This is a genomic window from Pseudomonas gingeri, assembly GCF_013386115.1.
GTDB lineage: Bacteria > Pseudomonadota > Gammaproteobacteria > Pseudomonadales > Pseudomonadaceae > Aquipseudomonas > Aquipseudomonas gingeri.
The window spans coordinates 541234-565849 of record NZ_JACAOR010000002.1 but is presented as its reverse complement, the minus strand read 5'-3'; the positions used below and the strand labels follow the sequence as shown (position 1 = coordinate 565849).

General features: G+C 63.2%; 23 protein-coding genes. 13 read left to right on the top strand and 10 right to left on the bottom strand.

Features of this window, described 5'->3' with window-relative positions:
* Positions 1–408: 408 nt before the first annotated feature.
* A complete protein-coding gene (gene epsC, locus HX881_RS07285; protein ID WP_177083697.1) occupies positions 409–1338 on the bottom strand; it encodes a serine O-acetyltransferase EpsC in 930 nt (309 codons plus the stop codon).
* Between the two features lie 190 nt (positions 1339–1528).
* Here epsC and HX881_RS07280 point away from each other — a divergent pair, with 190 nt between their 5' ends.
* From HX881_RS07280 to HX881_RS07225, 12 genes are all read left to right on the top strand, one after another.
* Entirely contained in the window at positions 1529–2524 is a 996-nt protein-coding gene (locus tag HX881_RS07280) for a D-cysteine desulfhydrase (RefSeq protein ID WP_017125361.1), read from the top strand.
* Positions 2525–2831: 307 nt separating this feature from the next.
* A complete protein-coding gene (tcyJ, locus tag HX881_RS07275; RefSeq protein ID WP_177083695.1) occupies positions 2832–3626 on the top strand; it encodes a cystine ABC transporter substrate-binding protein in 795 nt (264 codons plus the stop codon).
* On the top strand, positions 3626–4291 hold the full coding sequence (gene tcyL / locus HX881_RS07270) for a cystine ABC transporter permease (protein WP_017125359.1): 666 nt from the start codon (positions 3626–3628) through the stop codon (positions 4289–4291). Before tcyJ ends, tcyL begins: the two co-directional genes overlap by 1 nt.
* A 3-nt stretch (positions 4292–4294) precedes the next feature.
* Positions 4295–5044, top strand: a complete 750-nt coding sequence (gene tcyN / locus HX881_RS07265) for an L-cystine ABC transporter ATP-binding protein TcyN (RefSeq protein ID WP_103032815.1) — start codon at positions 4295–4297, stop codon at positions 5042–5044.
* Positions 5045–5533: 489 nt separating this feature from the next.
* Positions 5534–6289: a hypothetical protein gene (locus tag HX881_RS07260; RefSeq protein WP_177083693.1), complete on the top strand. Its 756-nt coding sequence runs from the start codon at positions 5534–5536 to the stop codon at positions 6287–6289.
* A gap of 209 nt (positions 6290–6498) precedes the next feature.
* Positions 6499–7740, top strand: coding sequence for an SfnB family sulfur acquisition oxidoreductase (locus HX881_RS07255; protein WP_177083691.1), 1242 nt, complete (start codon positions 6499–6501; stop codon positions 7738–7740).
* 20 nt (positions 7741–7760) lie between these two features.
* Positions 7761–8957 carry an SfnB family sulfur acquisition oxidoreductase gene (locus HX881_RS07250; protein WP_103032816.1) on the top strand — a complete coding sequence of 399 codons (1197 nt, stop codon included), beginning with the start codon at positions 7761–7763 and terminating at the stop codon, positions 8955–8957.
* Positions 8957–10327 (top strand): LLM class flavin-dependent oxidoreductase, encoded by a 1371-nt coding sequence (locus HX881_RS07245; protein ID WP_017125354.1) that lies wholly within the window; start codon positions 8957–8959, stop codon positions 10325–10327. The genes HX881_RS07250 and HX881_RS07245 overlap by 1 nt, the downstream gene beginning before the upstream one ends.
* Positions 10328–10436: 109 nt before the next feature.
* Positions 10437–11246 (top strand): MetQ/NlpA family ABC transporter substrate-binding protein, encoded by an 810-nt coding sequence (locus tag HX881_RS07240; RefSeq protein ID WP_017125353.1) that lies wholly within the window; start codon positions 10437–10439, stop codon positions 11244–11246.
* A 1-nt stretch (position 11247) separates the two neighbouring features.
* Positions 11248–12369 (top strand): methionine ABC transporter ATP-binding protein, encoded by a 1122-nt coding sequence (locus tag HX881_RS07235; RefSeq protein ID WP_177083689.1) that lies wholly within the window; start codon positions 11248–11250, stop codon positions 12367–12369.
* Entirely contained in the window at positions 12359–13003 is a 645-nt protein-coding gene (locus HX881_RS07230) for a methionine ABC transporter permease (RefSeq protein ID WP_177083680.1), read from the top strand. The genes HX881_RS07235 and HX881_RS07230 overlap by 11 nt, the downstream gene beginning before the upstream one ends.
* Positions 13004–13286: 283 nt before the next feature.
* Positions 13287–13916, top strand: coding sequence for a class I SAM-dependent methyltransferase (locus HX881_RS07225; protein ID WP_177083678.1), 630 nt, complete (start codon positions 13287–13289; stop codon positions 13914–13916).
* A gap of 217 nt (positions 13917–14133) precedes the next feature.
* Here HX881_RS07225 and HX881_RS07220 read toward each other — a convergent pair whose 3' ends face one another.
* Complete coding sequence (locus tag HX881_RS07220; RefSeq protein WP_177083676.1) at positions 14134–15576, bottom strand: MFS transporter; 1443 nt, start codon at positions 15574–15576, stop codon at positions 14134–14136.
* 129 nt (positions 15577–15705) lie between these two features.
* Between HX881_RS07220 and HX881_RS07215 the strand changes: the two genes are divergently transcribed.
* A complete protein-coding gene (locus tag HX881_RS07215) occupies positions 15706–16335 on the top strand; it encodes a helix-turn-helix transcriptional regulator (protein WP_017125348.1) in 630 nt (209 codons plus the stop codon).
* A 368-nt stretch (positions 16336–16703) separates the two neighbouring features.
* Here the strand turns inward: HX881_RS07215 and HX881_RS07210 are convergent, their stop codons facing one another.
* The 8 genes from HX881_RS07210 to HX881_RS07175 form a co-directional block, all read right to left on the bottom strand.
* A complete protein-coding gene (locus HX881_RS07210; protein WP_017125347.1) occupies positions 16704–16919 on the bottom strand; it encodes a TOBE domain-containing protein in 216 nt (71 codons plus the stop codon).
* A gap of 41 nt (positions 16920–16960) precedes the next feature.
* Entirely contained in the window at positions 16961–17767 is an 807-nt protein-coding gene (gene ssuB / locus HX881_RS07205; RefSeq protein ID WP_177083674.1) for an aliphatic sulfonates ABC transporter ATP-binding protein, read from the bottom strand.
* The gene (gene ssuC / locus HX881_RS07200; protein ID WP_017125345.1) at positions 17764–18555 is read right to left on the bottom strand and encodes an aliphatic sulfonate ABC transporter permease SsuC; all 792 of its coding nucleotides are present in this window, start codon (positions 18553–18555) and stop codon (positions 17764–17766) included. Before ssuC ends, ssuB begins: the two co-directional genes overlap by 4 nt.
* 9 nt (positions 18556–18564) lie before the next feature.
* Positions 18565–19713: an FMNH2-dependent alkanesulfonate monooxygenase gene (ssuD, locus tag HX881_RS07195; RefSeq protein WP_017125344.1), complete on the bottom strand. Its 1149-nt coding sequence runs from the start codon at positions 19711–19713 to the stop codon at positions 18565–18567.
* A gap of 25 nt (positions 19714–19738) precedes the next feature.
* The gene (locus HX881_RS07190; protein ID WP_017125343.1) at positions 19739–20704 is read right to left on the bottom strand and encodes a sulfonate ABC transporter substrate-binding protein; all 966 of its coding nucleotides are present in this window, start codon (positions 20702–20704) and stop codon (positions 19739–19741) included.
* A 92-nt stretch (positions 20705–20796) separates the two neighbouring features.
* Positions 20797–21390 carry an NADPH-dependent FMN reductase gene (gene ssuE, locus HX881_RS07185; RefSeq protein WP_042935066.1) on the bottom strand — a complete coding sequence of 198 codons (594 nt, stop codon included), beginning with the start codon at positions 21388–21390 and terminating at the stop codon, positions 20797–20799.
* Positions 21391–21677: 287 nt separating this feature from the next.
* Positions 21678–22316 carry a peroxiredoxin gene (locus HX881_RS07180; RefSeq protein WP_177083672.1) on the bottom strand — a complete coding sequence of 213 codons (639 nt, stop codon included), beginning with the start codon at positions 22314–22316 and terminating at the stop codon, positions 21678–21680.
* Between the two features lie 321 nt (positions 22317–22637).
* Positions 22638–24032, bottom strand: a complete 1395-nt coding sequence (locus HX881_RS07175) for an OprD family porin (RefSeq protein ID WP_177083670.1) — start codon at positions 24030–24032, stop codon at positions 22638–22640.
* Positions 24033–24616 lie beyond the last annotated feature (584 nt).

Sequence of the window (24616 nt, the reverse complement as noted above, 5' to 3'; positions counted from 1 at the left end):
CTCGAAGGGATGAAACATGGCTGGACATCTCGGACTCAGCAAAGGCAAGCCTCCTGTTGTGAGCGGGCAGCGAACTGCCGGTTTAACTTGAACGAACAGTCAAGTTAAACACGGATAGGGCTTTCGGGACTAATCGCAGGGCTGGGCGGTACTGTTCTTACATGAGCTTCAGGTAGGGGTATGACGGTTGTCATGGGTGAATCGTTCCGGCCTCTTCGCGGGCAAGCCCGCTCCCACAAGGCCTGCATCCTGTGCGGATACTGCGAGCGACGCCGAAGACTGTAGGAGCGAGCAAGCCCGCTCCTACAAGGCCTGCGCCTTGTGCGGATATTACGAGTGACGCCGAACACTGTGGGAGCGGGCTTGCCCGCGAAGAGGGACTGACAGGTAACCCAGATGTGACAGGCCTCAGCGCTGGATCTCGTTCTCGTGCTGCTGGAGGTTGGCCTGGGTCAGGTTGCAGCCCGCCGGCACGCTGCGGGTCAGCCAGACGTTGCCGCCGATGGTGGCGCCCTTGCCGATGGTGATCCGCCCGAGGATGGTGGCCCCGGCATAGATGACCACGTCGTCCTCGACGATCGGATGGCGTGGGTGACCCTTCTGCAACTGGCCGTCCTCGTCCGCCGGGAAGCGCTTGGCGCCCAGGGTTACCGCCTGGTAGATCCTGACCCGCTCGCCGATGATCGCGGTTTCACCGATCACCACGCCGGTGCCATGGTCGATAAAGAAACTGCGGCCGATCTGCGCACCGGGGTGGATGTCGATGCCGGTGGCCGAGTGGGCGATTTCCGCGCTGATCCGGGCCAGCAGCGGCAAGCCGGCGCGATACAGGTGGTGGGCCAGGCGATGGTGGATCACCGCGAGAATCCCCGGGTAGCACAGCAGCACTTCATCGACGCTGCGGGCCGCCGGGTCGCCGTGGTAGGCGGCGAGGACATCGGTGTCGAGCAGCCGGCGCAGCTCCGGCAGGGCCATGGCGAAGGCCTGGATCAACTGCACCGCCCTGGCATTGACCTCGGCGTCCGATTCGCCGCCGTGTCGCGCCACGTAGCGCAGTTCCAGGCGGGCCTGGGCCAGCAGGGCATTGAGGGCGGCATCGAGGGTATGGCCGACGTAGAAGTCCTCGCTTTCCTCGCGCAGGTCCACCGGCCCCAGGCGCATGGGGAACAGCGCGCCGCACAGCGCTTCGAGAATCTCGGCCATGGCCTGGCGCGATGGCAGTTCGCGCCCGCCCTGTTCGTCGCTGACCCGGCCGTTGCGACTGCGCCACTCATCCCGGGCGCTGCGCAACTGGCTGACGATGGTCTGTAGTTGCCAATGGCTGGAACGCTCGCTCACGATCAAATCTCCGACCTGGCGACCGGACAATCGGGTCGCCTGAATGGCTTTCACTTTACGGCACCGCCCTGAACGGGAATTAAGAACTAATAGTGCTTTGCTCAGAACTTTCCGACATAAGCGCAAGGCGGTTGCCTGGGGAAAAGTGCCTGCCTATAGTCGAGGCATTTCCTACCGTCAGTTCGGACCCATGATCAAACAACAGCTCGCCCGCTTTAACCGCCTGGAACTCCTGGCCCAGGCCACGCCCCTGGAAAAACTCGAACGCCTGTCGGCCTGGGTGGGACGCGATATCTACATCAAGCGCGATGACCTGACGCCCCTGGCCCTGGGTGGCAACAAGCTGCGCAAGCTCGAATACCTTGGCGCCGATGCGTTGGCGGCGGGGGCCGACACCCTGGTCACCGCCGGCGCGATCCAGTCCAATCACGTGCGCCAGACCGCCGCGCTGGCCGCGCGCCTGGGCCTGGGCTGCGTCGCCCTGGTGGAAAACCCCATCGGCACCGAGGACGGCAACTACCTGCGCAACGGCAACCGGCTGCTGCTGGACCTGTTCGATGCCAAGGTCGAGCTGGTGGACAACCTGGACAATGCCGACGAGCAGTTGCAAGCCCTGGCCGAGCGCCTGCGCAACAATGGCCGCAAACCCTATGTGGTACCGATCGGCGGCTCCAATCCCCTCGGCGCCCTGGGTTATGTGCGTGCCGGGCTGGAACTGGCGGCGCAGATCGAGGCGACGGGGCTGGAGTTCGCCGCCGTGGTGCTGGCTTCCGGCAGCGCCGGGACCCACAGCGGCCTGGGCCTGGCGTTGAGCGAGGTGCTGCCGGAACTGCCGGTGGTGGGCGTGACGGTATCGCGCACCGACGAGGCGCAACGGCCGAAAGTGCAGGGCCTGGCCGAACGTACCGCCGAACTGCTGGGCGTGGAATTGCCGGCCAGCTTCAGGGTCGAGCTCTGGGACGAGTATTTTGCCCCGCGCTACGGCGAGCCGAATGCCGGGACTCTGGCGGCGGTCAAGCTGCTGGCGAGCCAGGAAGGCATCCTGCTCGACCCGGTGTACACCGGCAAGGCGATGGCCGGCTTGCTCGACGGCATCGGCCTGCAGCGTTTCGACGAAGGGCCTATCATCTTCTTGCACACCGGTGGGGCACCGGCGTTGTTTGCCTACAATTCGGCATTCGACTGAGCGTTGCCAGGTCCCTGGTTGCAGGCTCCTGTGTGGGAGCGGGCTTGCCCGCGAAGGAAGCGGCGCGATGCGTCAGACGCACCGCGTCATCGTGCTTCGTGGGCGTGCCCACTCCCACAAGGTTTAAAGATAAATGGAATAATAAAATTCTTTTATATTATTTAAAATTATAAAAGAGTCGTTTTATAGTTTCGCCTCAGGCGAATTTGATACGAGACGCCAACCCTGCTTTGAGGCAGGATTGGCGCTTGTCATCAAAGTGTCAGGTTTGCCTTCCTTTCCCATAAGAAAACACACGGGGCTCTTCATGAATATTTCTGCATTTCGCAAGCGTCTGCTGGTTGGCAGCCTGGGTCTGGTGCTTGGCGCCGGTCTGCTGGGCCAGGCCGTTGCCGGTGAACAACTGAACACGATCAAGAAAGCCGGCGAGATCAAGATCGGCCTGGAAGGCACCTACCCGCCGTTCAGCTTTGTCGATGAAAGCGGCAAGCTCAGCGGTTTCGAGGTCGAGCTGTCCGAGGCGCTGGCCAAGGAACTGGGCGTCAAGGTCAAGCTGCAGGCCACGCCGTGGGACGGTATTCTCGCCGCCCTGGAATCCAAGCGCCTGGACGCGGTGGTCAACCAGGTCACCATCTCCGAAGAGCGCAAGAAGAAGTACAACTTCTCCACGCCCTACACCGTCTCCGGTATCCAGGCACTGGTCCTGAAAAAGAACGTCGACGCCATCAAGAAGGCCGACGACCTGGCCGGCAAGAAAGTCGGCGTGGGCCTGGGCACCAACTACGAACAATGGCTCAAGGACAACCAGCCTAAAGCCATCATCAAGACCTACAACGACGATCCGACCAAGTTCCAGGACCTGCGCATCGGCCGTATCGATGCCATCCTGATCGACCGCCTGGCGGCCCTGGAATACGCCAAGAAAGCCCCGGACACCGCCACTGCCGGCGACGCCTTCTCCCGTCAGGAAGCCGGTATCGCCCTGCGCAAGGACGAGCCTGAACTGCTCGACGCGGTGAACAAGGCCCTCGACAAGCTGCGCGCCGATGGCACCTTGAAGAAGCTGTCCGTGAAGTACTTCAACGCTGACGTCACTCAATAATGGAAGCAGGTTTCCAACTCGCGCTGGACTCCGCGCCCTTTCTGCTCAAGGGCGCGTACTACACGGTGATTCTCAGCCTTGGCGGGATGTTCTTCGGCCTGGTACTGGGCTTCGGACTGGCCCTGATGCGCCTGTCGCGCTTCAAGCTGCTCAGCTGGATCGCCCGGGTCTACGTGTCGTTCTTTCGCGGCACGCCGTTGCTGGTGCAGCTGTTCCTGATCTACTACGGCTTGCCGCAAGTGGGCATCGAGCTGGATCCGATCCCGGCGGCCATGATCGGCTTTTCGCTGAACATGGCCGCCTACGCCTGTGAAATTCTGCGTGCCGCCATCGCCTCCATCGAGCGTGGTCAGTGGGAAGCCGCCGCCAGTATCGGCATGACCCGTGCGCAAACCCTGCGCCGGGCCATCCTGCCGCAGGCGATGCGCACGGCCCTGCCGCCCTTGGGCAACAGCTTCATTTCGCTGGTCAAGGACACGGCGCTGGCGGCCACGATCCAGGTGCCGGAGCTGTTCCGCCAGGCCCAACTGGTGTCGGCGCGCACCTTTGAGATTTTCACCATGTATCTGTCCGCCGCCCTGATCTACTGGGTACTGGCAAGCATCCTGGCGCATTTTCAAAATCGTCTGGAAGACCGGGTCAACCGGCATGACCTGGAGTCTTGAAGCATGATCGTGGTTGAAAAACTGACCAAACAATTCAAGGGTCAGGTGGTGCTCAACGGTATCGACCTCGAGGTCAAGGAAGGCGAAGTCGTCGCCATCATCGGCCCCAGCGGTTCCGGCAAGACCACCCTCCTGCGTTGCCTGAACTTCCTCGAAGAACCTTCCAGCGGCCGGATCAAGGTCGGCGACATCGAGATCGATGGCAGCCGCCCGCTGAACCAGCAGCAGGGCCTGGTGCGCAAGCTGCGCCAGCAGGTGGGCTTCGTGTTCCAGAACTTCAACCTGTTTCCCCATCGCACGGCGCTGGAGAACGTCATCGAAGGCCCGCTGGTGGTCAAGAAGACCCCGCGTGACCAGGCCGAGGCCCTGGGCCGCAAGCTGTTGGCCAAGGTCGGCCTGGCGGGCAAGGAAGACGCCTATCCGCGCCGGCTGTCCGGTGGCCAGCAGCAACGGGTGGCCATTGCCCGGGCCCTGGCGATGGAGCCGCAGGTGATCCTGTTCGACGAACCGACTTCGGCCCTCGATCCGGAACTGGTGGGTGAAGTGCTGGCGACCATTCGGGGCCTGGCGGAAGAACGGCGCACCATGGTCATCGTGACCCACGAGATGAGTTTTGCCCGCGACGTAGCCAACCGCGTGATCTTCTTCGACAAGGGCGTGATCGTCGAACAAGGTGAAGCCAAGGCGCTGTTCGCCCATCCAAAAGAAGAACGTACCCGCCAGTTTCTCAGTAAGTTTCTGGGCAATACGTAGGAATGTTCTTTAGTTGATATAACGTACTCAGGGAATGAGTACGGTATTCAAGGCGTGACCGTTTAAACAGGCCTTGGGTCATCTTATTATATTACCTGCCCGATCTTCGGAAAAATCCATCCTGAAACTATAAGCCGGTCTTGTCGGGACAACGAATCGTTATTGTCCGTGGCACGTGGTTTCCAACCCGTCCAGCAGGGCCCCGTGGATAAAGGCGGGCGAAGTAGGACGCGTCCGATTAGCAGCGCGATAATAATCATTATCGATTAACGCCTTGACACTCGCGCTGCAAAACTTTTAGCTGCCTTTAACAACTTGCGCGGTGTTTTGCGGAGTGCACTCAAGTTTCTCTGAGGACTTCCGGTATTCTCGCGGCATGATCTTTCGGCTGTAAGGACACGGCGAAAGCGCCAGTGGCGGTATGTATCCGGAAGGATCCGGCCGCCTCTTGCAAGTTGCACTTTCGGCAACTATCAAAAGGACGATTTCATGAGCTATCCCCTGGAGCATTCCCGACTCGCGCCGCCCGCGGTTCCCCAGGCCAGCCGGCGCGGCATCGGTCGCGTGGCCGCCGAGCAGTTGTCGATCACGATCCCGGTCTATCCCGGTATGGACGAAGGGGATCTGGTCGAGTTGTTCTGGGACGGTTGCTACGTGACGTCCAGGCAGGTCCTCGCCGGTGAGGTCGGCCAGCCGATCAGCCTGCGGGTCCCGGAAAGCTTCATCCTCGAAGGGCTGGCGCGGATTCATTACCGCGTGATGCACATCGGCTGCATGGCCCTGGCCTCGCCGGTACTCAAGTTGCCGGTCAAGCTGACCTGTCCCGGCGGCCTGCCGATCGGCGAGGAGAACCAGGGCCTGGCGCCGCTGATCGTCCCCGGGCCCATCGGTCGTTATGGGGTCAATCCGCGGCAGATGAAGCGCGGCGTGCCGTTGACCCTGGCGCCCTATCTGAACATGGCGGTCGAGGACGAAATCACCCTGCTCTGGGGCGATGTGCGGCTCGACCTGCCGAAGCTGGCTCCGGCGGATATCGGCAAGCCGGTCCCGGTGTTCGTCCCCCCCGGGGTGATCCAGGAAGCCGGGGAAGATCGCGGGCTGGACATCACCTATTGCGTGATCGACCGGGTCGGCAACAACTCCCGCTGGGCACCGACGCGAAGGTTGCGGGTCGGGACCTCGCGGCACTTTATCCGCACCGGCAAACCGCCATTCAAACTTGCCGCCCAACGCCGCCGGGAGTGAGGGGCGGACCTTCTATGCATATTCCTATAAGTTAGTTTATTTAATATTTATACGCGCTTAGGGTATATGAACCGGACCACCGGACCCGTTTGATTTCGCCTGCATCGCCGTTGCGATGCGTCCAGAGAGAGATGAGGTAGGTATGGTCAGGAACACAATCACCCTCGTGCAGATCGCCAGGGCATTGCGCGCGCCACGGAGTGGCGTTGATGTCTAACTTGAACGAGGCACAGGTCCAGAGCGACCAGGATATTGCCCCTTTGTTGTTGCCGGCCCGGGTGCTGCGCAATGATGCCGAAGCCCTGCAGGCGGCCCGCGAGCTGGCCGAGGTCGCCCGCCTGCAAGCGGCGCGGCGCGACCGCCAGCGCAAGTTGCCCTGGGCCGAGATCGAGCAGTTCACCCGCAGCGGCCTGGGCAGCATCGCCATTCCCCGCGAATACGGCGGCCCCCAGGTGTCCTTCGTGACCGTGGCCGAAGTCTTCGCGATCATTTCCGCCGCCGACCCGGCCCTGGGGCAGATCCCGCAGAACCAGTTCGGCATTCTCCAACTGCTGCTCGGCACGGCCACCGAACGGCAGAAAAAACACCTGTTCCAGAGCGTGCTCGATGGCTGGCGGATCGGCAATGCCGGGCCCGAGCGCGGCACCCGCAATACCCTGGAACTCAAGACCCGGATCAGCGCCGACGGTGACGGTTATGTCATCAGCGGCCAGAAGTTCTATTCCACCGGTGCGCTGTTCGCCCACTGGGTAGCGGTCAAGGCGATCAACGACGAAGGTCGCCAGGTCATGGCCTTTGTCCGCCGTGGCACGCCGGGGCTGCGAGTGGTGGATGACTGGTCCGGTTTCGGCCAGCGCACCACCGCCAGCGGTACGGTGCTGCTGAACAACGTGCGGGTCGAGGCGGAAAACGTCGTCGAGAACTGGCGCCAGGGCGATACCCCGAATATCCAGGGCGCCGTGTCGCAACTGATCCAGGCCGCCATCGACGCCGGGATCGCCCGCGCGGCCATCGACGACAGCATTGCCTTTGTCCGTGAGCGTTCGCGGCCCTGGATCGATGCCAAGGTCGAACGCGCCAGCGACGATCTCTATGTGATCGCCGATATCGGCAAGCTGAAAATCGAACTGCACGCCGCCGAGGCGCTGTTGCGCAAGGCCGCGCAGGTGCTGGACCAGGTCAACGCCGGGCCGGTGGATGTGGCCGCCGCCGCCCGGGCCTCGATTGCCGTGGCCGAGGCCAAGGTGCTCACCACCGAAATCTCCCTGCTGGCCAGCGAAAAGCTGTTCGAGCTGGCCGGCAGCCGCGCGACCCTGGCCGAGTTCAATCTCGACCGGCACTGGCGCAACGCCCGGGTGCATACCCTGCACGACCCGGTGCGCTGGAAGTACCACGCCGTTGGCGCCTATCACCTGAACGGCACCTTGCCGGCTCGCCATTCCTGGATCTGACCAGACCTCTGGAGACACCCATGTCACAGCTTTCCCAACACGTCGCGGTCATTTCCAGCGACGAGCAAGCCCTGATCGTGGCCAGCGACCTGGCCGAGGATTTCAAGCGCGACAGCCTGCTGCGCGACCGTGAACGGCGCCTGCCGCTGCCCGAGCTGGAAGTGTTTTCCCGCTCCGGCCTGTGGGGCATCAGCGTGCCGAAGGAGTACGGGGGGGCCGGTGTATCGAACGTCACCCTGGCCAGGGTCACGCAACTGATTTCCGAGGCCGATGCGTCCCTCGGGCAGATTCCGCAGAACCATTTCTATGCGCTGGAAGTCCTGCGGGTCAATGGCAGCGAGGCGCAGAAAAAACGCCTGTACGCCGAGGTCCTGGCCGGCCGCCGCTTCGGTAACGCGCTGGCCGAACTGGGTACGAAGACCGCCCACGACCGGGTCACCCACCTGCGTCGCGATGGCGAGGGCTATCGCATCAACGGCCGCAAGTTCTACTCGACGGGCTCGCTCTACGCCCAGCGGATTCCCACTTCGGTGGTGGACGAGCAGGGTGTCCAGCAACTGGCCTTCGTCCCCCGCGAGAGCGCCGGCCTGACGGTGATCGATGACTGGACCGGCTTCGGCCAGCGCACCACCGGCAGCGGCTCGGTGGTGTTCGAGGATGTGTTTGTCGCGGCCGAGGACGTGATCCCCTTTCAAAGCGCCTTCGAACGGCCGACCCCGGTCGGTCCGCTGGCGCAGATTCTCCATGCGGCCATCGACACCGGCATTGCCCGCGCCGCCTATGAAGACACCCTGCATTTCGTCCGTACCCGCACCCGGCCGTGGATCGATTCGGGCAATGACAAGGCCAGCGAAGATCCGCTGACCCTGAAAAGCGTCGGGCACCTGAGCATTCGCCTGCACGCCGCCGAAGCCCTGCTGGAGCGCGCCGGCGAATTCCTCGACCGGGCCCAGGCCGACACCACTGCCGACACAGTGGCGGCGGCCTCCATCGCCGTGGCCGAAGCCCGGGCGATCAGCACGGAAATCTCCCTGGCCGCCGGCAGCACGCTGTTCGAACTGGCCGGCAGCCAGGCAACCCTGGCCGAACACGGCCTGGATCGCCACTGGCGCAATGCGCGGGTGCACACCCTGCACGACCCGGTGCGCTGGAAGTATCACGCCGTGGGCAACTACTACCTCAATGCGGAAAATCCGCCGCTGCGGGGCACGATCTAATGGCCGGTTCTCCAGGAGCAAAGAAGAAGATCCTGCTCAATGCCTTCAATATGAACTGCATCGGGCATATCAACCACGGCCTGTGGACCCATCCGCGGGACAACTCGACCCAGTACAAGACCCTCGAATACTGGACCGAACTGGCACAGTTGCTGGAGCGCGGGCTGTTCGACGGTCTGTTTATCGCCGACATCGTCGGCGTCTACGACGTCTACCAGCAGTCGGTGGCGGTGCCTCTGCGGGAGTCGATCCAGTTGCCGGTCAACGACCCGCTGCTGCTGGTGTCGGCCATGGCCGCGGTGACGAAAAACCTCGGCTTCGGCCTGACCGCCAACCTGACCTACGAGGCGCCGTACCTGTTCGCCCGGCGCCTGTCGACCCTCGATCACCTGACTCGTGGTCGGGTCGGCTGGAACATCGTCACCGGCTACCTCGACAGCGCCGCCAAGGCCATGGGCCTCGATGCCCAGGCCGAGCATGACCGCCGCTACGACCAGGCCGATGAGTACCTGGAGGTGCTCTACAAACTCTGGGAAGGCAGCTGGGAAAACGACGCGGTGCTCAACGATCCGGCGCGGCGGATCTACGCCCAGCCGGACAAGGTCCACAAGGTGCGGCACAAGGGCGAGTTCTACCAGGTCGAGGGTTATCACCTCTGCGAGCCGTCGCCGCAACGCACCCCGGTGCTGTTCCAGGCCGGCAGTTCCGAGCGCGGCCTGGTGTTCGCCGGGCGGCATGCCGAGTGCGTGTTCATCAGCGGGCAGAACAAGGCCGCGACCAGGGCCCAGGTGGACAAGGTGCGTGCCAGCGCGGTGGCGGCAGGAAGGGATCCTGAAGGCATCAAGGTGTTCATGGGCCTGAACGTGATCGTCGGCGCGACCGAGGAGGAGGCCTGGGCCAAGCATGCCGAGTACCTCGGTTATGCCAGCGCCGAGGCCGGCGTGGCGCATTTCTCGGCCTCCACGGCCATCGATTTTTCCGAGTACGAACTGGACGAACCGATCCAGTACGTGAAGAGCAACGCGATCCAGTCGGCGACAAAGAATCTGCAGAACAACGATTGGACCCGGCGCAAGTTGCTCGACCAGCACGCGTTGGGCGGACGCTATTTCACCGTGGTCGGCTCGCCGGCGCAGGTGGCCGACGAGCTGGAGTCGTGGATCGCCGAGACCGGCCTGGACGGCTTCAACCTGACCCGTATTGTCACCCCGGAAAGCTATGTGGACTTTATCGAACTGGTGATCCCCGAGTTGCAGCGACGCGGTTCGTACAAGACCGCCTATGACCACGGGACCTTGCGCGAAAAGCTGTTCCACGATGCCGCGCATCTGCCCGGACAGCATGCCGGAGCGGCCTATCGCTCGCTCTGAAAGCTTCGCGGGCAAGCCCCTCTCACAGTCAAAAAGCGAATCCCACTGTGGGAGCGGGCTTGCCCGCGAAGAGACCAGACACCCCAACCCTCACGACTGGAAACCCATCATGAAAACAACACGCCTCACCCAACCAGTCAAAGCACTGGCCCTTGCCCTCGGACTCTTCGGCGCCGTGGCCCATGCCGCCGATGCCCCGCTCAAGGTCGGCACCACCGCCGCCTTCGCCATCCCGCTGGAGGCCGCCGTCGAAGAGGCCGGCAAACAGGGGCTCAAGGTCGAGCTGGTGGAGTTCACCGACTGGATCGCGCCCAATGTCAGCCTCGCCGCCGGCGATATCGACGTGAACTACTTCCAGCACATCCCCTTCCTGGAAAACGCCAAGGCCGCCGCCGGTTTCGACCTGGTGCCCTTCGCCCCGGGGATCATCAACAACGTCGGTCTCTACTCGAAGAAATACAAGAGCTTCGACGAGCTGCCGCAAGGCGCCACCGTGGCGATCGCCAACGACCCGATCAACAGCGGACGCGGCCTGCAACTGCTGGCCAAGGCCGGGCTGATCACCCTCAAGCCCGGCGTCGGCTACAAGGCCACCGAAGACGATATCGTCAGCAACCCGAAGAAGATCAAGATCCTCCAGGTCGAGGCCGTGCAACTGGTGCGTGCCTACGATGATGCCGACCTGGTCCAGGGCTACCCGGCCTATATCCGCCTGGCGAAGACTTTCGACGCCGGTTCCGCGTTGCTGTTCGACGGCCTCGATCACAAGGAATACGTGATCCAGTTCGTGATCCAGCCGAAGGAGAAAAACGATCCGCGGCTGATCAAGTTCGTCGATATCTACCAGCATTCGCCAGCCGTGCGCGCTGCCCTGGATAAAGCCCATGGCAAGCTGTACCAGGCCGGCTGGGAAGGCTGATATGAGTGTCGCCAATCTTCAGCGTCCGCCGCACGCGGCGCAACGCGAGGCCGAGCAGACCGAGCTGCACCCCGGACTCAATCGCGCCCATGTGCGTTTTATCGGCGTGGGCAAGACCTACGAAGGCAGCCAGGGGCCGGTGCACGCCTTGCAGGGCATCGACCTGGCGATCCAGCGTGGCGAAGTGTTCGGCATCATCGGTCGCAGCGGTGCCGGCAAGTCCTCGTTGATCCGTACCATCAACCGCCTGGAGCAACCGAGTTCCGGGCGGGTGCTGATCGACCAGGTGGATATCGGTGAGTTCGATGAAGACCGCCTGGTGGAGCTGCGCCGGCGCATCGGCATGATCTTCCAGCACTTCAACCTGATGTCGGCCAAGACCGTCTGGCAGAACGTCGAGCTGCCATTGAAAGTGGCCGGCGTGCCGAAGCTGCAACGCGAGCAGAAGGTCCGCGAACTGCTGGAACTGGTGGGCCTGCGGGACAAGCACAAGGCCTATCCGGCGCAGTTGTCCGGTGGCCAGAAACAGCGGGTCGGGATTGCCCGGGCGCTGGTTCACGATCCGGCGATCCTGCTGTGTGACGAAGCGACCTCGGCGCTGGACCCGGAGACCACGCAGTCGATCCTCGGCCTGCTGCGCGAGATCAACCGGCGGCTGGGCCTGACCATCGTCCTGATCACTCACGAGATGGCGGTGATCCGCGATATCTGCGACCGCGTGGTGGTGCTGGAGCATGGTCGGGTCGTCGAGCAGGGGCCGGTCTGGCAGGTGTTCGGCAATCCGCAGCATGAGGTCAGCCAGACCTTGCTCGCGCCCTTGCAACATGGGTTGCCCGAAGAGCTGCAAGGGCGCCTGCAGGCCGATCCGCCATCGCCCTCGGCGGCAGTGGTGCTGCGCCTGCGGTTCACCGGCAGCGCCACCGACGAACCGGACCTGGCGGCCCTGTTCAACGCCCTGGGCGGAAGGGTGCGCCTGCTGCAGGGCGGTGTCGAACGCATCCAGGGGCATGCCCTGGGTCAATTGCTGCTGGCGGTGACCGCATCCTCGCTGGGCGCCGAGGAACTGCGGCAACGCGCGGCCCGGTGGGCACAACAGGTGGAGGTACTGGGTTATGTGGCTTGATCGGTTGTGGCAGGGGGTGATCGACACGTTCCTGATGGTCGGCGTGTCCTCGCTGATCGCCTTGCTGCTGGGCATTCCGCTGGCGGTGATCCTGGTTACCAGCCACAAGGGCGGGATCTATGAAGCGCCGGCGCTGAACCGGACACTGGGGGCGTTCGTGAACCTGTTCCGTTCGATTCCGTTCCTGATCCTGATGGTGGCCCTGATTCCCTTTACCCGGTTGATCGTCGGTACCACCTACGGCGTCTGGGCCGCCGTGGTGCCGCTGACCATCGCCGCCACGCCGTTCTTCGCGCGGATCGCCGAGGTGAGCCTGCGCGAGGTCGATCACGGCCTGATCGAAGCGGCCCAGGCCATGGGTTGCCGGCGCTGGCATATCGTCTGGCATGTGCTGTTGCCCGAAGCGTTGCCGGGGATTGTCGGCGGCTTCACCATCACCCTGGTGACCATGATCAACTCCTCGGCCATGGCCGGTGCCATCGGCGCGGGCGGGTTGGGAGACATCGCCTATCGCTATGGCTACCAGCGCTTCGACAGCCAGGTGATGCTGACGGTGATCGTATTGCTGGTGATTCTGGTGGCGGTGATCCAGCTCGGTGGCGATCGCCTGGCGCGGGTGTTGAACAAGCGCTGAGAGTGGCGACCCCTTCGCGGGCAAGCCCGCTCCCACAGGTTTTGCGCTCACCCGGTGCCTTGTGGGAGTGGGCCGGCCCACGAAGAGGCGTTCCCACAGATTTTGGGTTCACCTCGGTCCCTTGTGGGAGCGGGCCTGCCTGCGAAGGGGCCGCTCCCACAGGTTTTGGGTTCACCCCGGTCTCTTGTGGGAGCGGGCTTGCCCGCGAAGGGGCCTTTGCAGCCACAGCAAAACCCGCCTGGTGATATATTCGCGTCATCCCCCCCCCAAACGCAGACCGGCGATGAAAACCCTCGGCCCCAACGACCTCGAACAGATCGCTTCCACCACCCTCGGTCACTACAACCGCAGTGCCGAGGGTTTCCGCGAAGGCACCCGCGACCACGATGTGAGCCAGAACATCGACGCGCTGCTGCGGCATATCCAGGGCACGGCGCCGTTTACCGTGCTGGACTTCGGCTGCGGTCCCGGGCGGGACCTGCAGGCATTTACCCGCATGGGCCATGTCGCCGTTGGTCTCGACGGCTCCGAGCGCTTTGCGCAGATGGCCCGCGACGACAGCGGGTGCGAAGTGCTGCAACAGAATTTCCTCGAACTCGAACTGCCGTCGGAACGCTTCGACGGGATCTTCGCCAACGCCGTGCTGTTCCATATCCCGCGCCAGGAACTACCGCGGGTGCTCGGGCAGCTGCATGCCACGCTGAAGCCGGGCGGCGTGCTGTTCAGCTCCAATCCGCGCGGGGACAACCAGGAGGGCTGGAACGGCGAGCGCTATGGTTCTTACCACGACCTGGAGGCCTGGCGCGAACTGCTGACGGCGGCGGGTTTTGTCGAACTGGAACACTACTATCGCCCCACCGGCCTGCCGCGCGAGCAGCAGCCGTGGTTGGCGAGCGTGTGGCGCAAGGCCTGACACCTTCCCTTGTAGGAGCCGGCTTGCCGGCGATGACGTTCGGCAGATCGATGCAAGACTCACTGGCCCCATCGCTGGCAAGCCAGCTCCCACAGGGGTTTGCGTCGCGCGCAGATCCTGTGTCCGACACCTTTCCTTGTAGGAGCCGGCTTGCCGGCGATGGCGTCCGTATGAGCAGCGCAAGACTGACGGGCCTCCCCGCCAGCAAGCCGGGCTGTTACAGGGTTTGTGCCGCCTCGTTTCCAGGCGCCGCCTCTGTGGGGCGGCCGCGAGTTGAGCGTACCGCCGTCACGATCGCCAGCAGCGGCGCCAGGGTGAACACGGCGAACAACCAGCGCGCCGCACTGGCGGTGCCTTCGGTGCCCGTCACCTCGTTGATACCGGCCATATTGGCGATCACCCCCGCCAGCGCCGCGCCGAGCGCCATGGCGAACAGTTGCACGGTGGTGATCGACGAGGCCGCGGCGTCCTGGTCCTGCGCCGAGGCCATCTGCAGCAGGCGGGTCAGCAGGTGTGGCCAACCCACGCCGATGCCGAAACCGACCAGGGTCAGTCCAAGGCAGATCGCCGCCAACAATGTCCAGCTGCCCAGGTCGCTCAGGGGGGTGGTCAATGCCAGGATCACCAGGCCGGAGAGGACAATCACCGGTCCGCTGATGATCGCCCGCTGCACATTGCGCCCGGTCCAGCCGGAACTGCCGATTTCCGCCACGGTCCAGCCCGCCGCCATCAGCGCGGTCATGTAGCCGGCAATCAAGGGCGACTGGCCGTGCAGGTGCTGCAGGAAGTAGGGCATGAAAATATCGCTGCTCATGCCGATCACCAGCAGGCTGGTGGTGGCGTAGAGCGCGCAGAGCGGTGTCCCGAGATGAAACGCCCCTTCGGGCAGCAGGCGGATCTCGGCGGTGGATTCAACGCGGATCAGCACGGCCACCAGGATCATGCAGGCGACGATACCCAGCAGGTTCCAACCCGGCAGCGTCGAGACGCTGCCGGCACAGACCGCCAGCACGGCGGCGGCCAGCAGGGTCAACTGCGGCATGGGCAGGCGCACGGGAGCCGGGCGGCTGGCCTCGCGCCGGGGCAGCACGTTGCTGGTGAGCACGATGTACGCCAGGCACACGGGCACCATCGAACCGAAGGCGAAACGCCAGGCGTCCATTTGCGCGAACACTCCGCCCACGGCCGGCCCGACCAGCGTCGCCACGCCCCACATCCCGGAGATCAGCGCCATTGCCCGGGGCCAGAGGCGTTCTTCGAAAATCAGCTGGATCATCGAGTAGCACAGGGCGAGCAGCAGGCCGCCGCCCAGGCCCTGTATCGCCCGGCCCGCGAGCATCACCGGCATGCTCGGCGCCAGGGCACAGATCAGCCCGCCGAGCATGAACACCAGCGCCGCCGTGGCGTAGGCCAGGCGCGGCCCGGTGCTGCGCAGGAGCTTGGCGGTCAGGGCCGAGCCGAGGATCGAGGCGACCACGTACAGCGTGGTGTTCCAGGCGTAGAGCCCCAGGCCACCGATTTCCGTGACCACCGACGGCAGGATGGTGGTGGCGATGTAAGTGTTGGTCGCATACAGCGCGATACCGCCGGAAAGGGCGATGGAGCGGGCGGCGTTCTTGCCGGAGAGGAGTTCTCCCCAACTGCTTTCCTGGGTGTGCATGGACGGTTCCCTGTGAATGCCGTCGCCGCACGGAAGTCGGCGAATTGCGTCGGCGTCACGCTTGAGTTAATTTGCCAAGTAGATGCTTTGAATATTGTGGCGAGGCGACTTGGTTTGTCAAGAAATGACTTGGAATACTCGGCGGCGTCTCCGGCGGACCGCCTGTTGCACCTGCTCAAGACCCGTGGGCCGCAGTTGGCCGGCGAGGCGGGGGCGATCCTCGGCACCACGGGCGAGGCGGTGCGGCAACAGTGTGTGAAGCTGGCGGCGAGCGGGTTGGTGGAAGCGCGTTCCGAAGCCCGTGGCGTGGGGCGGCCGACCCAGGTCTGGCAACTGACGGCGGCCGGCCATGCACGGTTTCCCGATACTCATTCGGAACTGACGGTGCAGTTGCTGCAGACCGTGCGCGAAACGTTCGGCGAGGAAGCCATCGAGCGCCTGATCGGAGTTCGCGAGCAGCAGACCCTGGCGCTGTACCAGCGCGAGATGGATGGCGCCCCGGACCTCAAGGCACGCGTCGAACGCCTGGTGGCGTTGCGGGTGCGCGAGGGCTACATGGCCGAGTACAGCGAGCAGCCCGACGGTGCCCTGGTGCTGGTGGAAAACCATTGCCCGATCTGCGCGGCAGCCACGGCCTGCCAGGGCTTCTGCCGGGCCGAATTGCAAGTGTTCGAGCAGGTGCTGCGGGCCAGGGTCGAGCGGGTCGAGCACATCCTGCTGGGGGCACGGCGCTGCGCTTATCGCGTTACTGCCGTTTGAGGCAGGGATTGATGAGGTGTTGGCCGGGACTCGATTGCTGCATGTTTTTGCGTGTCATCGTTCACGTCACGGTGAACACCGCACACTGTAGGAGCCGGCTTGCCGGCGATGGCGTCCGACAGGTCGATACAAGACTCACTGGCCCCATCGCTGGCAAGCCAGCTCCTACAGGGGGTTGCGTCGTGCGCAGATGTTGTGTCCGACGCCGTCCCTTGTGGGAGCCGGCTTGCCGGCGATGGCGTCCGGCAGATCGATGCAAGACTCACTGGCCCCATCGCTGGCAAGCCAGCTCCTACGGGGTTTTCGCCCTGCGCAGATAAGAAAACCCCGAAGGGCCAGGCCCTCCGGGGTCGTGTGTCGCCATCGCCTTACAGCTTGGCGATGGACACCTCGGTGGATTTCACGAAGGCGATCACTTCGCTGCCGATCTGCAGTTCCAGTTCCTTTACCGAACGGGTGGTGATCACCGAGGTGACGATCCCCGAAGCGGTCTGGACGTCGATTTCCGACAGCACGTCGCCGGTGACGATTTCCTTGATGGTGCCCTTGAACTGGTTGCGAACGTTGATGGCTTTGATGGTCATGGCGTTGATTCCTGTCATTGATTGAGTAGGCAAGGCATGGATTACAGCGCCCAACGCAACTGCGTGGGCAAGGGTGAAACAGGTTCCGGTTCGGGCGGCACGCCAGGCAGCGACAGCACCCGGTTCAACACTTCGGTCTCCAGCGCCGCCAGGCGATGGGAGCCCCGCACCCGAGGGCGCGGCAGTTCGACGTGGAGGTCGAGGCCGATCTCGCCGTCTTCGATCAGGATCACCCGATCGGCGATGGCCACGGCTTCGCTGACGTCGTGGGTCACCAGCAACACGGTGAAACCATGCTGCTGCCAGAGACGCTCGATCAGTTGCTGCATTTCGATCCGGGTCAGGGCATCCAGCGCCCCCAGCGGTTCGTCGAGCAGCAGCAGGCGAGGTTGGTGAATCAGGGCGCGGGCCAGGGCCACGCGCTGCTTCTGACCACCGGACAAGGCCGCCGGCCATTCATGGGCGCGGTCCGCCAGGCCGACCGCTTCGAGGGCTTGCAGGGCCTGTGGCCGCCAGTCGCCCTTGAGGCCGAGGCCGACGTTGTCGATGACTTTTTTCCAGGGCAGCAGGCGCGCCTCCTGGAACATCAGCCGGGTGTCCTCGCGGGCTTCGCTCAGCGCCGCGGAACCGGCGAGCAACTCGCCGCCGGTGGGTTGGTCGAGACCGGCCAGCAAGCGCAGCAGGGTGCTCTTGCCGCAGCCGCTGCGACCGACCACGGCGACAAACTGCCCGGCCGGAATATGCAGGTCGATCTCGCGCAGTACCTGGCGCTCACCGAAGGTCTTTTGCAGCTTGCGCACCGCCAGCGGAATACCGCGCAGCAGGCGTGGCGGTTGTTGAGCAGTCATGCCGCACCTCCCTTGGCCACCTGGTACGCCGGGTGCCAGCGCAACCAGACGCGTTCCAGGCCGCGCGCCGCCAGGTCGGCCAGCTTGCCGAGCACGGCGTAGAGCACGATGGCCAGGACCACCACGTCGGTTTGCAGGAACTCCCGGGCGTTCATCGCCAGGTAGCCGATACCGGAGCTGGCCGAGATGGTTTCGGCGACGATCAGCGTCAGCCACATGAAGCCCAGGGCGAAGCGCACGCCCACCAGGATCGACGGCAGCGCGCCCGGCAGGATCACCTGGCGGAACAGGCCGAAGCCGGACAGGCCGTAGCTGCGGGCCATTTCCACCAGGGCCGGATCGACGTTGCGGATGCCGTGGTAGGTGTTGAGGTAGATCGGGAACAGGGTGCCCAGGGCCACCAGGAAAATCTTCGCCGACTCGTCGATGCCGAACCACAGGATCACCAGCGGGATCAACGCCAGATGCGGCACGTTGCGGATCATCTGTACCGAGCTGTCGAGCAGGCGCTCACCCCATTTCGACAGGCCGGTGATAAAGCCCAGGGCCAGGCCGATGCCGCCACCGATGGCAAAGCCGATGCCGGCGCGCCAGCCACTGATGGCCAGGTGTTTCCAGATATCGCCGCTCTGCACCAGGGCAACGCCGGCTTCGATCACGGCGCTTGGCGCGGGCAGGATCCGGGTCGACAGCCAGCCGGCCGAGACCGACAGTTGCCACACTGCCAGCAACAGTACCGGCAGGGCCCAGGGCGCAAGTCTGTGGGTGATTTTGGTCAGGGTCGTCATGGCGCGGCCTCAGCTCTGGGACGCTGCTTTGGGCAGGATGTCGTTGGCGACCATCTCACCGAAAGGGCTGACGTAGCCGGCGCTTTTCGGCAGTTCCGGGCGTTCGATATCCAGGTGCGGGAACAGCAGCTCGGCAACCCGGTACGACTCTTCCAGGTGGGGATAACCGGAGAAGATGAAGGTGTCGATGCCCAGGTCCGCGTATTCCCTGACCCGTGCCGCCACGGTCGGACCGTCGCCGACCAGCGCGGTACCGGCACCGCCACGCACCAGGCCGACACCGGCCCAGAGGTTCGGGCTGACTTCCAGGTTGTCGCGGCTGCCACCGTGCAGCGCGGCCATGCGTTGCTGGCCGACGGAGTCGAAGCGCGCCAGGGATTTCTGCGCACGGGCGATGGTTTCGTCGTCCAGGTGCGAAATGAGTTTGTCGGCGGCCTGCCAGGCTTCGGCATTGGTTTCGCGAACGATCACATGCAGGCGGATGCCGAAGCGTACGGTGCGCCCGAGCTTGGCGGCCTTGGCCCGGACCTGTTCGATCTTCTCGGCGACGGCGGCCGGCGGTTCGCCCCAGGTCAGGACCATTTCCACCTGTTCGGCGGCGAGGTCCTGGGCGGCTTCCGAGGAGCCGCCGAAGTACAGCGGCGGGCGCGGTTGCTGGATCGGCGGATAGAGCAGCTTGGCGCCTTTGACGCTGATGTGCTGGCCATCGTAGTCGACGGTCTCGCCTTCCAGCACGCGACGCCAGATACGGGTGAACTCCACCGAGGCCTGATAACGCTCCTCGTGACTGAGGAACAGACCGTCACCGGCCAGTTCGTCCGGGTCGCCGCCGGTCACCAGGTTGAACAGTGCGCGGCCGCCGGACAGTCGATCCAGGGTCGCGGCCTGACGTGCCGCCACCGTCGGGGAAATGATCCCGGGGCGCAGGGCAACGAGGAATTTCAGGCGTTGGGTCACCGGGATCAGCGAAGCGGCCACCAGCCAGGAGTCCTCGCAGGAACGTCCGGTGGGGATCAGCACACCGCCGAAACCGAGGCGGTCGGCCGCCTGGGCCACTTGCTGCAGATAACCGTGGTCGACGGCGCGAGCGCCTTCGGCGGTGCCAAGGTAATGGCCGTCGCCGTGGGTAGGCAGGAACCAGAAAATGTTGAGGCTCATGGAGTTGTCTCCTAAGGAATACGGTTCAAGGTGCGGTGGCAACGGCGGCCGGTGGTGTCCAGATCACGTCCTTGATGCTCAGCGGCTTGGGAATCAGCTTGAGCTGGTAGAAGCTGTCGGCGATTTTCTGTTGGGCGGCGATCACTTCGGGCGTGAGGAACTGCGCGCCGTAGCCCTGGCGTTTCACCGAGATCAGGGTGATGTCGGCGGGCAGGCCGAGCAGCGGCGCCACCTGGGCGGTGACTTCCTCGGGATTGGCCTTGGACCAGTCGCCGACGGCGCGGACTTCCTCCACCAGGGTCTTGATCACTTGCGGGTGTTTTTCGGCGTAGGGCTTGGTCGCCAGGTAGAACTGGTTGTTGTCCACCAGGCCAGTGCCGTTACGCAGGGTGCGGGCCTTGAGCTGTTGTTCGGCGGCAGCCTGGTACGGGTCCCAGATCACCCAGGCGTCGACGCTGCCACGCTCGAAGGCGGCGCGGGCATCGGCCGGCGGCAGGTAGACGGTCTCGATATCGCTGTACTTGAGGCCGGCGTCTTCCAGGGCGCGGACCAGCAGGTAGTGGACGTTGGAGCCTTTGTTGAGGGCGACTTTCTTGCCCTTGAGCTCCTGCACCGATTTGATCGACGAGTCCTTGGGTACCAGGATCGCTTCGCTGGTCGGCGCCGGTGGCTCCGAGGCGACATAGAGCAGGTCGGCACCGGCGGCCTGGGCGAAGACCGGCGGGGTTTCGCCGGTGACGCCGAAGTCGATGGAACCGACGTTCAGCCCTTCGAGCAGTTGCGGGCCCCCGGGGAACTCGGTCCATTGCACCTGGACGCCCTGGGCGGCGAGGCGTTTTTCCAGGGTGCCCTTGGCCTTGAGCAGCACCAGGGTGCCGTATTTCTGATAACCGATCCGGATCGACTCGGCCTGAGCTTGAGTAATGGCGCCGAAGGTGACAGCCGCAGCAAACAGAGCGACCAGACCGCGACGCAAAATGACAGTGCGCATGGCGCTCTCCTTTTTGCAGTGAGGGTTTTGGCTGCACCTGCTTGCCCGTTGGCGGGCGAGTAAGGCCAGTAAATCAATGTCGGTGAAACGGCCTAGATGCTCCAGCGAGCACTCAGCAGGCGATCATTCAGCAGTGTCGGGTCCAGGGGCTTGGGACGGCGCGCCAGGGCGCTGTGGAACTGCTCCAGGGCCTCGCTCAGGCGTTGTTCCAGGACCGGCACCAGTTGCGCTTGGGCGCTGCCTTCGCCATAGGCGATCTGGCTGTCCTCGGCAAAAATGCCGTGGAGCATTTCCTGCGCCTTCAACGCCGCCAGGACCGGCTTGAGCGCATAGTCCACGGCGAGCATGTGGGCGATGCTGCCGCCGGTGGCCATGGGCAGCACCACCTTGTGGCTCAGGGCGCGCTCGGGCAGCAGGTCGAGCAGGGTCTTCAAGGCGCCGGAGAACGAGGCCTTGTACACCGGCGTGGCGATCACCAGGCCATCGGCGTTTTCAATCTGTTGCAGCAGGTCGACGATCTGCGGGCTGCCAAAGCGTGCATGGAGCAGGTCTTCGGCGTTGAAGTCGCGGATCTGGTAACTCACGACTTCGATGCCCTGCTGGTTGAGCCAGCGTTTGGCGTAGTCCAGCAATACCCCGGAGCGCGATCGCTGGCTGGGGCTTCCTCCGAGTGTCACGACCAGCATGAAGGTCTTTCCTCAAACGTATGGCGGCGATTCGCGGCGTGCGATCTCGCTGAAGTTGGACAGACCTTACCAGTCAATTTATATATCCATAAATCTTATTTATTCATTTGTTTATTCTTTAAAAGCATATGAGGGCAAGATTATCCCGGGCAAAAAAATAGGCCGTCGAAACGGCCTTAAAACCCCTGCTTTGTGATTCGGTGAGAGCTGCCAGAGCGGGACGCGGAGCGTCCAGGGAGGCATTCCCACGCGGAGCGTGGGAACGATCAAGCCCCTCGGCGGGCGTTTCAGCGGTTGGGCTGCGGCGTCAGGCGCAGGTAGGGTTTTACCGCGCGATAGCCTTTCGGGAAGCGTTTCTTGATTTCGTCTTCGTCCTTGAGGGACGGCACGATCACCACTTCGTCGCCGTCCTGCCAGTTGGCGGGCGTGGCGACCTTGTAGTTGTCGGTCAGCTGCAACGAGTCGATCACCCGCAGGATCTCGTGGAAATTGCGCCCGGTGCTCGCCGGGTAGGTGATGGTCAGCCGGATCTTCTTGTTCGGATCGATCACGAACAGCGAGCGGACGGTGAGGGTGTCGTTGGCATTCGGGTGGATCAGGTCATACAGGTCCGAAACCTTGCGGTCGGCATCGGCCAGGATCGGGAAGTTGACGATAGTGTTCTGGGTCTCGTTGATGTCTTCGATCCACTTGTGGTGCGAGTCCACCGGGTCCACGGACAGGGCGATGGCCTTGACCCCACGCTGGGCGAATTCGTCCTTGAGCTTGGCGGTGAAGCCCAGCTCGGTGGTGCACACCGGAGTGAAGTCCGCCGGGTGGGAAAACAGCACGCCCCAGCTGTCGCCGAGCCACTCGTGGAAACGAATCCTGCCGGCGCTGGAATCCTGTTCGAAGTCGGGGGCGATGTCGCCGAGTCTGAGGCTCATGTGCTGCTCCTTGGGTGAAGGTCTGATGGCCTTACTGTGCCTGCTGGTGAATTTATTTAAAAAGAATAAATATCGATTTGTTTAGAAGATTAGGAAATATTAAAAAGATCTTCATTGGACGCCGGGCACGCGCAGGAGCACTCTTGTCCACAGCTTGTGAGAGGGCTAAGGGGATGTAAATCAGTGGAGTGCCGAACGCCGGGATGTTGCTGGATGGCGTGAAGGCCGAAGCTGAAAAGGTAGTTGTATGCAAGACGTGAAGCACTCAGCCCGGCATTGCGCCGGGCTGAGTGTGGATCTTGGATCTAGACGATCACGCGCTTACAGCAGCGGGATCGAGTAGCTGACGATAAGGCGGTTTTCGTCCTGGTCGCGCTGACCTGGAATGTCGTTACGCCACATGGCGTTTTTCCAGGCGAAACCCAGGTTCTTGAAGGTGCCTTGCGGTACCACGTAAGCCAGGGTCAGGTCGCGTTCCCACTCGGTGCCACCGGTGCCCAGGGTACGGGTTTGAGCGGCGCCGACGTTACCAGCGGTGTCGATGTTGTTGCCGCGCAGGTAGATGATACCGGCGGTCAGGCCAGGTACACCGACCTTGGCGAAGTCATAAGCGTAGCGAGCTTGCCAGGTACGCTCGCCGGCACGGGCGAACTTCTGGATCTGCATGTCGGTGATGGTGCTGTTCGACGAACCGTCACCCTGGTTCAGCCAAGGGAAATCGCTGTCGCCCTTGCTGTACTGGTAACCGGCACCGAAGGTGTGGCCTTCAACCGAGTACAGGGCCAGGTAGCTGTACAGATCGTTGTCGACTTTGCCCTTGGTGTTAGTGGCAAAGCTCTTGTCGTCGTAGTAGCCGCTGGTGAAGTACGCCGAGGTGTCGCCGTTCGCGCCGTTGTCGCGGCTGCGGTAGTAGCGCAGGTCGCTTTTCAGCACGCCAGGACCGATGGACCAGTTGTGTACCAGGCCCAGGAAGTTCTGCGAGTAGAAATCTTTCAGCTCGCCGTAGTAGTACGAAGCGACCAGATCCTTGGTGATCTTGTAGTCGGCACCGCCGTAGTAGAACTTGTTGCTGCGGCGACCAGTTGCAGTCGGGCTGTTCGCACCGGCAATGGACAGGCCTTCGGTGTTGCTGGAGTTACGACCCTTGGCGTGCTCGATCTGACCGGCAGTCAGGGTCAGGTCCTTGATTTCGTTCGAGGTGATCTGGCCGCCCTGGAAGGTTTGTGGCAGCAGACGACCATCGTTGTACTTGATGACCGGGTTGTTGGGTTGCAGGGTACCGATCTTCAGTTCGGTCTGCGAAACCTTGACCTTGCCGGTCAGGCCCAGGCTGGAGAAGTCGTTGACGGCTTTGCCGTTCGACTCGCTCGGGAACACGGTGCCGCCGTAGGAAGTCGAGGTCGCGCCGTTGGTGCCGCGACCGGAGTCCAGGCGTACGCCCAACAGGCCGATGGCATCGATACCGAAGCCGACGGTACCTTGGGTGTAGCCGGAGATGAAGCGCAGGTCGAAGCCTTGGCCCCACTCTTCGTTCTTGCTCTGAACGCCGGTGGCCTTGACCTTGGCGGTGCCAGCGTCGGAGTCACGGTTGTCAGTGTTGATGTAGTAGTTACGCAGACCCAGAGTGGCCTTGCTGTCTTCGATAAAACCTGCGGCGCTTGCCTGCTGCGCCAGAACCCCTACGGCCACAGCCAGGGCCAAAGTGGACTTCTTCATTGGTCTTGCTCCTCTCATTTCTAATTTTTGTAGGTCTAGGCTCGGGATCTACGCCCCTTTTGCGCCACAGATTGCGCGATTAGCGCCAGATCGTGACTGGCAAGTCAATCGTAACAAGCCATGTCTACGACTTTGGTCTAACCGCTGTTGTTTGGTCCTTGCAGGGTAATGGCTTTGCCATAAACCCAAAAAGAATTGTTTCGTCCTTTTTCAGACGATTCAGGAATATCGTGTTTCATCGAACACTGTTGCCTGGGGTTCTTATCGACCACTGGGCTCATTCCTGAAAAGTATTTTCTGCCTCTTTTTTAGAACCCTTGACGTGAGGAAAGGCCTCCGTACGTCACTGGCGATCAAAAAGGCGACGCAATCATGGCTAAACGCTGCCACTCCCGTCAATTTATTACAGTGTTTGTCAGATGAAGATTGCCATGCGGCTGTCATATTCCGACGTTCGGTTCAACTCATGACCGATAAGACGAACCGATAACCCTAGACCATGAAATACACCATCGCCGATTCGATTGTGTCGGGGATCAGGCGCGGGCCCTCGTTTCGCGTGGATTTGCCCCTGTATTTCCCCT

Excerpts from the sequence above, each read along its gene's own strand:
- HX881_RS07280 (WP_017125361.1), top strand. The coding sequence starts at position 1,529 with ATGATCAAACAACAGCTCGCCCGCTTTAACCGCCTGGAACTCCTGGCC.
- tcyJ (WP_177083695.1), top strand. The coding sequence starts at position 2,832 with ATGAATATTTCTGCATTTCGCAAGCGTCTGCTGGTTGGCAGCCTGGGT.
- tcyL (WP_017125359.1), top strand. The coding sequence starts at position 3,626 with ATGGAAGCAGGTTTCCAACTCGCGCTGGACTCCGCGCCCTTTCTGCTC.
- tcyN (WP_103032815.1), top strand. The coding sequence starts at position 4,295 with ATGATCGTGGTTGAAAAACTGACCAAACAATTCAAGGGTCAGGTGGTG.
- HX881_RS07260 (WP_177083693.1), top strand. The coding sequence starts at position 5,534 with ATGAGCTATCCCCTGGAGCATTCCCGACTCGCGCCGCCCGCGGTTCCC.
- HX881_RS07255 (WP_177083691.1), top strand. The coding sequence starts at position 6,499 with ATGTCTAACTTGAACGAGGCACAGGTCCAGAGCGACCAGGATATTGCC.
- HX881_RS07250 (WP_103032816.1), top strand. The coding sequence starts at position 7,761 with ATGTCACAGCTTTCCCAACACGTCGCGGTCATTTCCAGCGACGAGCAA.
- HX881_RS07245 (WP_017125354.1), top strand. The coding sequence starts at position 8,957 with ATGGCCGGTTCTCCAGGAGCAAAGAAGAAGATCCTGCTCAATGCCTTC.
- HX881_RS07240 (WP_017125353.1), top strand. The coding sequence starts at position 10,437 with ATGAAAACAACACGCCTCACCCAACCAGTCAAAGCACTGGCCCTTGCC.
- HX881_RS07235 (WP_177083689.1), top strand. The coding sequence starts at position 11,248 with ATGAGTGTCGCCAATCTTCAGCGTCCGCCGCACGCGGCGCAACGCGAG.
- HX881_RS07230 (WP_177083680.1), top strand. The coding sequence starts at position 12,359 with ATGTGGCTTGATCGGTTGTGGCAGGGGGTGATCGACACGTTCCTGATG.
- HX881_RS07225 (WP_177083678.1), top strand. The coding sequence starts at position 13,287 with ATGAAAACCCTCGGCCCCAACGACCTCGAACAGATCGCTTCCACCACC.
- HX881_RS07220 (WP_177083676.1), bottom strand. The coding sequence starts at position 15,576 with ATGCACACCCAGGAAAGCAGTTGGGGAGAACTCCTCTCCGGCAAGAAC.
- HX881_RS07210 (WP_017125347.1), bottom strand. The coding sequence starts at position 16,919 with ATGACCATCAAAGCCATCAACGTTCGCAACCAGTTCAAGGGCACCATC.
- ssuB (WP_177083674.1), bottom strand. The coding sequence starts at position 17,767 with ATGACTGCTCAACAACCGCCACGCCTGCTGCGCGGTATTCCGCTGGCG.
- ssuC (WP_017125345.1), bottom strand. The coding sequence starts at position 18,555 with ATGACGACCCTGACCAAAATCACCCACAGACTTGCGCCCTGGGCCCTG.
- ssuD (WP_017125344.1), bottom strand. The coding sequence starts at position 19,713 with ATGAGCCTCAACATTTTCTGGTTCCTGCCTACCCACGGCGACGGCCAT.
- HX881_RS07190 (WP_017125343.1), bottom strand. The coding sequence starts at position 20,704 with ATGCGCACTGTCATTTTGCGTCGCGGTCTGGTCGCTCTGTTTGCTGCG.
- ssuE (WP_042935066.1), bottom strand. The coding sequence starts at position 21,390 with ATGCTGGTCGTGACACTCGGAGGAAGCCCCAGCCAGCGATCGCGCTCC.
- HX881_RS07180 (WP_177083672.1), bottom strand. The coding sequence starts at position 22,316 with ATGAGCCTCAGACTCGGCGACATCGCCCCCGACTTCGAACAGGATTCC.
- HX881_RS07175 (WP_177083670.1), bottom strand. The coding sequence starts at position 24,032 with ATGAAGAAGTCCACTTTGGCCCTGGCTGTGGCCGTAGGGGTTCTGGCG.